This window comes from Algoriphagus marinus (assembly GCF_001936475.1).
Classification (GTDB): domain Bacteria; phylum Bacteroidota; class Bacteroidia; order Cytophagales; family Cyclobacteriaceae; genus Algoriphagus; species Algoriphagus marinus.
Map to the genome: position 1 here is coordinate 198,866 of NZ_MSPQ01000006.1, position 11,237 is coordinate 210,102.

14 protein-coding genes are annotated in these 11,237 nt (G+C 40.5%); 7 read left to right on the forward strand and 7 right to left on the reverse strand.

All coding sequences use genetic code 11. The features are described from left to right. Positions 1 to 10 precede the first annotated feature (10 nt). The 7 genes from BVC88_RS21025 to BVC88_RS11345 all read left to right on the forward strand — a co-directional run bounded on the left by BVC88_RS21025 (position 11) and on the right by BVC88_RS11345 (position 3,593). Complete coding sequence (locus BVC88_RS21025) at positions 11 to 223, forward strand: RNA polymerase sigma factor (protein WP_083639076.1); 213 nt, start codon at positions 11 to 13, stop codon at positions 221 to 223. 4 nt (positions 224 to 227) lie between these two features. Next, positions 228 to 551, forward strand: coding sequence for an RNA polymerase sigma factor (locus tag BVC88_RS11320; protein WP_245803639.1), 324 nt, complete (start codon positions 228 to 230; stop codon positions 549 to 551). Between the two features lie 111 nt (positions 552 to 662). Continuing rightward, the gene (locus BVC88_RS11325; protein WP_139316559.1) at positions 663 to 854 is read left to right on the forward strand and encodes a hypothetical protein; all 192 of its coding nucleotides are present in this window, start codon (positions 663 to 665) and stop codon (positions 852 to 854) included. Next, positions 847 to 1,332 carry a hypothetical protein gene (locus BVC88_RS11330; protein ID WP_075350798.1) on the forward strand — a complete coding sequence of 162 codons (486 nt, stop codon included), beginning with the start codon at positions 847 to 849 and terminating at the stop codon, positions 1,330 to 1,332. The genes BVC88_RS11325 and BVC88_RS11330 overlap by 8 nt, the downstream gene beginning before the upstream one ends. A 189-nt stretch (positions 1,333 to 1,521) precedes the next feature. Continuing rightward, positions 1,522 to 2,304, forward strand: a complete 783-nt coding sequence (locus tag BVC88_RS11335; protein WP_075350799.1) for a YHYH protein — start codon at positions 1,522 to 1,524, stop codon at positions 2,302 to 2,304. Between the two features lie 115 nt (positions 2,305 to 2,419). Continuing rightward, entirely contained in the window at positions 2,420 to 2,839 is a 420-nt protein-coding gene (locus BVC88_RS21475; RefSeq protein ID WP_217694755.1) for a toxin-antitoxin system YwqK family antitoxin, read from the forward strand. 118 nt (positions 2,840 to 2,957) lie between these two features. After that, entirely contained in the window at positions 2,958 to 3,593 is a 636-nt protein-coding gene (locus BVC88_RS11345) for an SCO family protein (protein ID WP_075350950.1), read from the forward strand. A 412-nt stretch (positions 3,594 to 4,005) separates the two neighbouring features. On the opposite strand, the gene BVC88_RS11350 is transcribed toward BVC88_RS11345, so the two are convergent. The 7 genes from BVC88_RS11350 to BVC88_RS11380 form a co-directional block, all read right to left on the reverse strand. Then, positions 4,006 to 4,752, reverse strand: a complete 747-nt coding sequence (locus BVC88_RS11350) for a DUF4097 family beta strand repeat-containing protein (RefSeq protein ID WP_075350800.1) — start codon at positions 4,750 to 4,752, stop codon at positions 4,006 to 4,008. Beyond that, complete coding sequence (locus BVC88_RS11355) at positions 4,730 to 4,951, reverse strand: hypothetical protein (RefSeq protein ID WP_139316560.1); 222 nt, start codon at positions 4,949 to 4,951, stop codon at positions 4,730 to 4,732. The genes BVC88_RS11350 and BVC88_RS11355 overlap by 23 nt, the downstream gene beginning before the upstream one ends. Before the next feature lie 233 nt (positions 4,952 to 5,184). Next, the gene (locus BVC88_RS11360) at positions 5,185 to 6,171 is read right to left on the reverse strand and encodes an MlaD family protein (protein ID WP_075350802.1); all 987 of its coding nucleotides are present in this window, start codon (positions 6,169 to 6,171) and stop codon (positions 5,185 to 5,187) included. A gap of 1 nt (position 6,172) precedes the next feature. Further along, on the reverse strand, positions 6,173 to 6,913 hold the full coding sequence (locus BVC88_RS11365; protein ID WP_075350803.1) for an ABC transporter ATP-binding protein: 741 nt from the start codon (positions 6,911 to 6,913) through the stop codon (positions 6,173 to 6,175). A gap of 3 nt (positions 6,914 to 6,916) precedes the next feature. Further along, the gene (locus tag BVC88_RS11370; protein ID WP_245803634.1) at positions 6,917 to 7,681 is read right to left on the reverse strand and encodes an MlaE family ABC transporter permease; all 765 of its coding nucleotides are present in this window, start codon (positions 7,679 to 7,681) and stop codon (positions 6,917 to 6,919) included. A 179-nt stretch (positions 7,682 to 7,860) separates the two neighbouring features. Next, entirely contained in the window at positions 7,861 to 10,287 is a 2,427-nt protein-coding gene (locus BVC88_RS11375) for an FtsX-like permease family protein (protein ID WP_075350805.1), read from the reverse strand. Between the two features lie 104 nt (positions 10,288 to 10,391). Beyond that, the gene (locus BVC88_RS11380; RefSeq protein ID WP_075350806.1) at positions 10,392 to 11,081 is read right to left on the reverse strand and encodes a head GIN domain-containing protein; all 690 of its coding nucleotides are present in this window, start codon (positions 11,079 to 11,081) and stop codon (positions 10,392 to 10,394) included. Positions 11,082 to 11,237 lie beyond the last annotated feature (156 nt).

An 11,237-nucleotide genomic window follows, 5' to 3' on the forward strand; every position in this document is an offset into this window, starting at 1 on the left:
AAGAGTCTCAGTGACGGACAACGCTCATTTCGAATCAATTTACCACGAGTTCAAGAGCCTTGTCTTCAATGTTTGCCTGCACTATGTATTGAACAGAGAAGATGCACAGGATGTGGCGCAGGAAGTGTTTGTTAAAATCTATCACAATCTTCATAAGTATAATCCAGACGCAGCATCCTTAAAAAACCTGGATTTACCGTATAGCCATCAACCAGTCACTTGATTTTCTGAAAGCTAAAAAATCAAAGAAACGGTTTGGATTTTTAACTTCTCTATTTGGTTCTGATTCGAACGAACCAATCCATGATGTTGGGCTAGCAAACCATCCCGGGATCGAATTGGAGGATCGAGAAAGCTTGGAAAAGCTGATGCTTATTATCCAAAACTTGCCCGAAAAACAAAAAACTGCAATTATCTTAACTAAAATTGAGGACCGCCCTCAGCAAGAAGTAGCAGAAATCATGGGCACAAGTGTCAAAGCCGTGGAGTCTCTCATTCAGCGAGCAAAAGCACAAATCGAAAAACAATTGAAAAGGAGCGAAGGATTTTAAAAAATCTATCGTATTACATTACAACAAGAGGTTATGAACATCGACCAAAAATTGGAATCACTTAAGCGAATAAAAAGGGTGGAACCACCAGCTTTTTTATTTACACGCATTATGGAGCAGGTGAAACCAAAACCACAGGCACCTTTGACTTGGCGTTTAGCATTTGCAGGCGTATCTATCGCCATTTTCTGCATCAATGCATTCATTCTATTTAATTCTTCTGATTCCAAAGACAACATAAGCGTGGAAGTAATTGTAAATACTATGGAATTATCAACCTTAAACGACCTCTATCATGAGTAAAACAAAATTGCTTAGCATAGCGGTGATAGGCTTATTGATCCTCAACCTTTCCCTTATTGGTTTTCATTTCCTTAGAAAACCGATAAGACCACAAGATAGACCTATTGGACAAGCTCCTCCGGAACGTTTTCGACCACAAAATGAAATCATTGCAAGTCTGCGGTTTGATGACATTCAGGTGAAAAAATACGAAGTTCTGATTGATGAGCACCAAGAATCGGTAAAAGCACTTAACGATAGTATTCGGAATGTAAAAAGCCTGCTTTATCAAATGCTGAACTCAGAAAATGATGCTGCAAAAGATTCCCTAATTACAAAAATCGGCTCACTACAAAAGAATATTGAGCGAACGCATTACGAGCATTTCGTCGAAATAAAAAAACTTTGTAATACTGACCAGCTTAGAAATTTCGAAGAGTTGACCACCCGACTGGCGGGTTTCTTTGGCAGCACAGATCAAAATAGACCCAGAAAGTAATTGATTTAGAAGCGGGTTTTTTGTGTGGTAGTTTACCTTCTAATTCCCTATATCCTTTAGCATATCAACTTTTTTACCTCGAGCTAGCCGATTTTTCAAACCCGATGAAATAAAAATTTTACTAAAAAACGACCCACCCCGAAGGATTAGCCGAGTAAGCTCGTATCAGTGTATATAAACAACACTCTTATGACTAAACCTAATTCGATTTCAAAACTTTCTTCATTTGCCCTAGGCTTGATGCTCATAGTGATTGTCTCTTGCGGCAATGAAGATCCAGTCCCCTCCACTCCAGACCCTACCCCAGAGGGAGGCACAGTTTCTATCAAAGATGTAGTAAGTGCTAATTACAAAAGCGCTGTAACCCTAACAGTAGGAACTAGCAGTATTACACTTAGATCTGAAGGAGTACCTGACCATCCATCCCCTTATTGGGGAGAAGGAAATTCACTTTTCGAAGAACAAAGAGCTGGAGGAACCCTTAATCCCGGTCGCATAGCAACACAAAACTATTCCATGACTATTGAAATATTTCCTACAGAAGCTAGCTCCAAAGAAGCTACTTCATTAGGACCTATAGGTATGGCCTTGAACGGTGTTCCCATTTACAATGACAGGGAGGGTGGAAATGTACCAGTAGATGAAGGAGTTCTTGGCTCATTTGACAGGGCAGGTGCACATCCAGGGCCGGGAAATACCTACCATTACCATACCACAGGCGATTTTACAGGAAACGACAACGCTAATCTTATCGGGTTTTTAAGGGATGGTTTCCCCATCTATGGAAGAAAAGATGTAGATGGAAGTTATCCTTCGAATTTGGATTCACATGGCGGGCATGCGGGTACTACAGGAGAATTTAGTACTGCAATATACCACTATCATGCCTCCAACGTCGCCTACTTAAATTCAAGGTTCTACATTTTAAAAGCCGGAAGCTATCATGGTACTAAAGGCACCTTTACTAATTAAGGTTAGTTTTTTCGGTAGCATCCTAGTCTTATTTGTTAGCCTGGGATGCGCCGAAAAAAAAGAACAGGTTGACCAGCCATTCCTCTTTCCAGCTGTTGATATTTCGCAAATTCCCATGGACACGATTTCTTCTTTTGATTCAGATCTGCGATTGGACAATGGGATTTACTATTTTAAAGACAGGCCCTTCTCAGGCTTTATAAGGGAAGTTTATGAAAATGGCTCATTGAAAAACATAGGTTCTAATTACCTAGGAATGCAACATGGAATTACCAAAACGTATTATCCAGACGGAAGCTTGCGGGATAGTAGGAGTTACAAAGAAAACATTGGCTATGGTAGACACTATGGCTACTGGGCAAATGGAAATATGAAATTTGACTATACCTATTACTACGACAAACGCGAGGGAATACAAAAGCAATGGTATGAAAGCGGTAGTGCCTATGCATTTTTGAATTTTAAAGATGACAAGGAGTATGGGCTACAGCAAGCTTGGCGCGAAAACGGAAAGCCTACATCAACTACGAAGTGAGAGATGGGTTTCGCTACGGGCTACAAAAATCATCTTTGTGTTACACACTTGAAGATGAGAAAGTAAAATCCAGGGCACTCAAAGAAGTCGCTCTAAAGAAATAAAATCACCAATGCCCATGTCTCAACGCACCATCTTAAAATGTAGCTCATTTATTACCATAACCTTGGCTTTATTTGCTTGTCAATCAAAACCACAAAGAACACTTCCATATTACGATACGCCAGACTTCACACCCAAATGGGAGATAAATGAAAACTTTCATCAGATCAGGTCATTTAGTTTAGTCAACCAAGAGAACCAGACATTTACAGAGGCAGACATCGAAGGAAAAATATGCGTTGTGGATTTTTTCTTTACCTCTTGCCCTGGTATTTGTCCCAAAATGGCCGCCAACATGGTTGACTTGCAAAAGGTATTTTTGGATGATGACGAGATCTTATTGCTTTCACACAGCGTTACGCCAGACTTTGACAGCGTTTTTGTGCTCAAACAATACGCAGCCGAAAAGGGCGTTGACTTTTCCCGATGGAAATTGCTGACTGGGGAACGTAGTGAAATTTATGACCTTGGCAGGAAGTATTACTTTGTCGAAGAGGATGAAGGAATTCTTCGGACAGAAGACTATTTTCTACACACTGAGAATTTTATATTGATAGACAAGCAGCGCCACATCCGTGGCATTTATAATGGCCTTGACCCTAACAGTATCCAATCGCTTATAGCTGATATAAAAGTATTGGAAGCGGAGTAAGAAGAAGTGATTATTGGATTTTATTCATCTTCCCCTCTCTATGTAGTCAAATCCTTACTGTAGACTGGGTGGGATTTGTAATTCCACCCTAATATCGTTACCATTTGTAATGGGCAAAAAGCCTTCGAGGTGGAAAAAACCTCGAAGGTTAATCAAGCCCTCAACGATAAATCAAATACTTCCTCCTCATTTCCTAATAAACCGAAAGCTCTGGCTCCCAGCCTACTCGGATGGTTTCCATAGGAACATCGTCGATGAGTTGCTGTCTGAAGTCACCACGTCCAATCTGGATTTCGATGTTGTTCATTTGATGCAGGTCGGTGTCCGATGTCCAGTGTTGGTTGTCGGTTATCGGTCGACTCCTACTCCTTCCTCCAACTTCCTTACTTCCAACCTCCTACCTCCTGACTTCCTACTTCCCTTCAAACTCCAGATTAATACTTCCACCGGAGCTTTGCAAAGTCACGGGGATTCCACCTCCGTTGATTTTACCAATCACTTTATCCTTCTTTTGCTCTCCACTGAAATTACTAAGCGAAGTATTCACTCGACCGCCTCTAAGGTCTAAGTCTAATCCCAAACCCGTTGGAACAACCGCTGTAATACTTCCACCACTACTTTTCATTGTGAGCCCTTTTTCCAGATTGGATAGCTGAGCTTTAATCGAACCACCACTTGTGCTTGCATTAATACTTCCATCAATTTCCTCTAATGAAACAGAGCCTCCAGAAGAGCCAATCGAAATATCCCCTGCGACTTGACTGATTTTGACCGAACCTCCACTAGTCTGCACAGAAACATTTCCTCTAAATTCTTCTAAGCGTAAAGAGCCACCAGAGCTTCTTGTAACTAGCTCTCCCTCACTTTTAGACACTTTAATACTACCTCCACTTGTGTTAATTTCATGCTCTCCGGTAAGTTCAGCCAAAGAAATAGAGCCGCCACTTGAATTAATGTTTGTGGACATATTGTGAGGAACTGAGATTTTAAAAGCGAGATTTAATCGGTTATCCGAATTCCATCCCCAGCTTCCACTTTTCTTGGCTTTGAGCGAAATGGTATTTCCGTCTTGAGAAAAATCCAGGTCATACTCTTCCAAGAGTTCTTCTACTTCGGCATTTTCTCGATCTATTTCTTTACCCCTGAATTTGACATACATATCGATAGTAACTGTATTTCCCGATGTCCCGGAGACGGACTGAGGAGCCTGATGTTTCTACTTTGAGATCACCCGGACCATTGATAGAGAAACTTTGGCTTAAATAAGGCTCCCCCTCAAATTGAAAAGAAGTAGCATTAGTACAACTAGCAGTGACTAGAAAGAAAATTAAAACAAATAGCGATTGAAGATTTTTCATAGGTGGTTTTTTATAGTATTTCGATTTCTTTAATCCCACATTTATGCCATCCTAAAAGACTACCAGAGCTTTCTATTCCATCATTTTAGAAATCAAGGCATTTCTTAGACGGACACTTTTGTTCGCTGACGGGCAAAAAATCACCCACCTTTTAAAGTCAAAAATTTTATTTCATAAAGTAGAAAGGAATGGCAGTTGAAACCTTAAGAAAAAAAGACTACCTATTCCGAATTCTAATTATTGTTCTGCTCTGCTTTCTTTCTGGCTTTTTCCTGCTTCCTAAAGTACCCTCTAAACAAGAAATTCGACTTCATCGCCTCCATATTCTCATTTAACTTGTAGGTACTGGATTCGAGGTTCTGAAGTGTTTGATCTACTTGTTCACGAAAAACGGAATCTTGTAGGATCAAACCTGCTGTCCCTTCTCCATTTTGAATATTGTTGAGTAACTGATTCATACTCCCCATCATCTCTGCGGCCTCAGCACTGGTCTTTTGCAATTCGATCAAGGTTTCTTCAAAATTTGAATTCATCACACTATCCGTGAATAAGCTGTTCACTATTCCATCTCCTTTTTCAAATGAAGAAATGATGTTTTTGCCCGACTTTGTGATTTCCGCAGCATTTGCTCCTGCTATCTTAAATTCACGGATTGCGACATTAATGTCATTGATTAATTCCGGCTCAGACAATAAGGTCCAAAGCGCTTCACTTTCATTCAATTTTTCGGTAATCTGAGTAAGATTGATCAGGGTTTTTTCCAAATAATTTCCAGTTGAATTAAGCGTTTCCAGCATTTCGTCGGTATCGATCTGGGGCAAAGCATACAAGATATCTCCAGCGGACAGCGTAGGTGCATCTCCTTCCATTGGATTGATGTGAAGAATTTTATTCCCCATTAATCCATCTGTATTGATCGTAGTCTTTGAGTTGTTTTTGATAAAGGGCTGCATGGATTTATGGATCAAAAGCTCAACTTGGATGGTCGAGTCATTCAGCATTTGGATGGCACTTACTGTCCCGATATCCATTCCTTTGAAGCGGATATTATTGCCTGGCAAAAGACCGTTCACATTCTGCATTTCGGCAGTTACCTTGATAGAGGACCCGAAAATATTCTGATTTTTGCCAATGAGATAGAGCGAAAAAACCAGAAAAATCATACTGGCTAGTACTAAAGCTCCAAGTTTGGCATTCGCTATTTTTCGTTCTTTTTTCATTTTATCGAAAGAATTCACTGACTTTTGGATCAGTGTTTTTCATTAAGTTTTCATACGTATCAGCGACATAATTCCGTCCTTCAATCAGTGTAATTACCCGGTTGGATGTCATCCGAATGCAATTCATATCATGAGAAATGATCACAGAGGAGGCCTTATATTTTTTTTGGATAGAAATCATCAACTCACTGATTTCCCGCGCTGTGATCGGATCAAGACCTGTGGTCGGCTCATCATACAAAATCACCTTTGGTTTCAAAATCAAGGTCCTAGCCAACGCGATACGCTTTCGCATTCCTCCTGACAATTCTGCTGGCATCATATTGACCGTATGCGAAAGGCCAACATCTTCCAGCGCTTCCATGACCGCCTCTTCCGCCTGACTTTCCCGTTGTTCTTTTGTCCAATGTCTTCTCAAAGGAAACTCGAGATTCTCTCTGACAGTCATCGAATCATAAAGCGCATTACTTTGAAAAAGGAAACCAATATCTTTTCTCAGCAAATCCATTTCGTCCTGATCCATCATGCTGATATCATGGTCCAACACCATAATATCACCTGAGTCTGCATCTATCAATTTAATGATGCATTTGATCAAAACAGATTTTCCTGAACCAGACTTACCCAGAATTACAAGGTTTTCACCTGGAGCCAAACTCATATCAAAGTCCCTCAACACATGGTTTTCACCAAAAGACTTGTTCAGTTTAGATATCGCTATAATGCTTTTAGAAGGCTCCATATATTAAGTCAATCCTAATAAATCTGTAACCTGAACTGCAATCAAATCCAATATAAAAACCAATAAAGAGGCTACAATTACTGCAGTAGTAGCTGATCTCCCTACGCCTTCTGTACCCTTCTTAGAATTATAACCTTTATAGCACCCTACTATTCCAATTCCAAAACCAAAGAAAAATGTCTTAATCAATGAGGGAATAAAATCACCATAACTCAGGGCATCAAATGCCTGAAACCAGTAAAGAGACCAGCTAACGGACCCCTTCATATTAACCCCCAAATACCCTCCATAAATTGAAATTGCAATGGCCAAACTGGAAAGTACAGGTACCATTAAAGTAGAGGCCATTACCCTTGTGACTACCAGGTATTTGAAAGGATTGGTTCCTGATACTTCCATCGCATCAATCTGCTCCGTCACTCGCATTGAACCCAATTCGGCACCGATACCAGAACCAATTTTACCTGCACAAATCAGGGCAGTGATCACTGGAGAAATTTCCCTGACTAGAGATACGGAAACCATGGATGGGAGAAGCGATTCGGCTCCAAATTCCAGCAGTGTAGGGCGAGATTGAATCGTCAATACCAGTCCCATAATAAATGCTGTGATACTGACGAGCGTAAAACTCTTGTATCCAATCCAAAAACACTGATTAATGAATTCTTCGTACTCCTGTCGGGGCTTAGTGATTTCCTTGAAGAACCTTCCCGTAAACCTGGCTATATCCCCTACTTCTGTGAAAAATGGTTTGTCAATCGCTTTCAAGATTCAAGTCGTTAATTAAACACTATAAGTTGAGAATAGCATCCAAGAATCCCTGAGAGCAAAATCACTCGAAATACTGATATATATCAGTTTTACTTCAAAGTTATTTTGTCCATTTCGCCTATTTTTTTGTGTTTAATAAAAAAAGCTTCTAAAAACTTATGGGGAAAATAGGCAATTTACTCGCTCTTGATACTTTTCACCGGGTCAGCCCAAGCAGCTTTTAATGATTGTGACATAACCGTAATGCCGGCGATCAACCCTGCAATCAATCCAGCAAATAGGAATACAGTCCAACTGATCCCAATATGGAAGGCAAAATCTTCCAACCAGGAATTCATTCCAAACCAAGAAACTGGAATGGCAATCAAAAATCCAATCCCAACCAATTTCAGAAAGTCCTTTCCGAGCAAAAGCAAAATGTTCCCAGTCTCCGCTCCCATCACTTTCCGAATGCCGATTTCTCGTGTTCGCTGTGCTGTCGCAAAAGTAACCAAGCCCAATAAGCCCAAAATAGAAATCAAAACCGCAAGTCCTGAAAAGAAGGTAAAAATGGTTTTTACTCGCTGTTCAGCTGCATACTGTTCGTTAAATCCTTGGTCTACAAATCTAGGCTCAAAAGGAAAATTAGGACGAAGTGTAGCCCATTCTTCTTTCAAATAAGCCAAGGTCTCTTCTCGTTGAGAAGCATCGATCTTGATGCTCATCAAGTTGTTTCCATTTTGTCCTATTTCAAAAACAATAGGAACAATCGGCTGATGAAGACTTTCAAAATGAAAATCCTTCATAACTCCAGTAATAAAACCTCTTTTGCTCCCATAATAAAACTGCTTTCCAATTGCCTCTTCTGCACTTTCCCAGCCGATCTCTCGAACTGCTGTTTCATTCAGGATAAATGCCTCGGTAGAATCGCTGGCTCGCAAGACATCGAAGTCTCTTCCGGCAACCAGTGGAATCCCGTAGGTTTTAAGGAAATTATGCCCTACATCAATATCAGCAATTCGGATTTCCAATTGAGTGATTTCCCCGTCTAACTCTGCTGAAGCTCCTTGATTATCCAATAATCTGCCTGATGGAGCACGACTGGAAATTGTAACTGATTTTATTCCGGGGTGATTTTCCAATCTATCCTGCACAAGCAGTAAGTTTTGCTCGATCTGAGGACTTGCTGGAAGTAGGACGATATCCTCTTTCTCAAAGCCGAGGTCCTTGCTTTGCATGAAATCTAATTGATTCACAACCACCAATACCGCCACGATCAGCACCACAGAGACTGCAAACTGTCCAACCACCAAAACTGAACGGAATCGTTCATGACCTTTACCCGCTTTGAAAGCTCCTTTTAGCACTTTCCCCGGTTGAAAGCCTGAAAGGAAAAGCGCTGGATAACTCCCTGAAATCAAGCCCACAAGTACAATTAATCCTATTATTCCCAGCAGGAATTCGGGGTGTTGGAAAAAGTTGAGGCTAAGTTGCTTCTCTGTAAAATCTGAAAATATCGGGAGAAAGAAATACACTAGGATCAATGCCAGCAGCATCGAAATCGTCGTCAGCATAAAGGATTCACCCATAAACTGTCGGATCAGATTACTTTTATCCGCACCCATCACTTTCCGAAGCCCCACTTCCATCGATCTCAATGAAGAACGTGCTGTGGATAAATTCATGAAATTGATACATGCAATCAAGAGAATAAACAGTGCAACGGCCAAATAGATATACACATAAGCGATATCTCCATTGGCTTCGATTTCCGTGTCGAGATTAGAATACAGGTGAATATCTTCCAAAGGCCACAAATAGAGCTTCGTACCTTCTGACATTGGAGTTCCTGATCTTGTCTCCCCCATATGCCTATCTATCAGCGTGGGCAATTTATCCTCAAAAGCCTGACGATCTACCCCTTCATTCAGCAATAAATAGGTAGAAAAGCTATTTCCCCCAAAATTGCTCATGAAAGCTTCTTGTCCTCCAAAAAACATGATCACTGGTTGCATGGAAGCTAAAAATGTAGGATGAAAGTGGGAATTATCAGGGAAGTCCTCAAAGACTCCACTTACCAAGGCTGTGAATTCAGCACCTCCCAAACCAAGTCTCAACTCCTGCCCCATGGCGGATTCATCTCCAAAATACTTCTTAGCCATACTCTCTGACACAAGCACTCCATTGCCTTGCTGCAATGCTTTTTTCGCATCGCCTTCCAAGACATTGATCGAGAAAATATCAAAAATCTCAGGGTCAGCAAAAGTGAAATGATCTTCAATAAATTTCTTATCCTCATGCATCACGAGTGGATCAGATTCAAGCATTCGTGTCACCGCTTCCACCTCTTCCGGGAAATCTGACTGAATCAGTGGTGCAAATGGTGGTGCTGTATGACCCAAATGAAGGCTGACCTCACCATCAGGATTAAACCATGCTCGGGAAACCCGGACGATTCGATCTGCTTTGGTATTCCATTTATCATAACTCAACTCATGCTGTACAAACAAAAAAATCAAAATACTCACGGCCATACCTACTGCCAATCCAAATACATTGATAAACATGTATAATGGATTTTTACGAGTATTCCGAAGCAGGATTTTGAAATAGTTTTTGAGCATATTTTCTATAGATTTTAAAATTGGAAGATTGAAAAATTCTTAATTAGAGAAGTAGGAATTCTATTTTTAGACAAACACCTTCCTACTTCCTGACTTCCAACTTCCTACCTTTTAATCACCTTGCTCGAACCCGAGCTAGCAATTTTTTGATTAGTTGGATTTCCTTTGTAATACACATTCCCTGATCCAGAGGATCCCACGGTCAAGTTCCCATTGACTCCAATAGAGGTAGTTCCAGATCCTGACTTTCCTATTTTCACATCACCGGCCATCAAATCCAAAGCTTCGAATTCGCCGGAACCTGATTGTCCAATACTTGCCCTATCTGCACTTCCACCTTCTATAGTTACTTTGCCGGAACCACTCATTCCTACATTCAAAGCCTCTGTTTGAAGCATTTTCATCTGAATATTTCCAGAACCTGATTGACCAATACTGAATTTTCTGGAGTTGATATTTGATTGCAAAATCATTTTTCCTGAACCGCTAACTCCGACGCTTTCCAACTCTTTTACAGTCACATAAGCTGTAAAATTCACGTTATTCCAATTACCTTTTTCCAGTTTGATTTTCAAAACTCCACCATCTACTTCGGTAATCACCTTGTTTAAATCAAAACCTTTAGATTCCAGACGAACTTCATCTTTGTTTCCGATGGTGACAAAGACATCCCAATTACCTCCCGATTCAATTCCTTTAAAAGTTCCCGGTGTACGAGTTTCAGTTTGTGCTTGAGCAGTAAAGCCTACCAAAAAAAGTAGGATAATGAGTGAAGCGATTTTTGTGAGTTTCATGATGTTGGTTGTTTTTATATGATGAAATTAATTTCAGAGATTGTGCCAAGGGAAAATCAGCCTTGATTATACAAATTGAGCAGTTTTAATCTTAAACCCTGTCCGATCGTTTACGATTTTGACCGTAAGCGAACAAAAAAGAAAGCTCCTTGTACC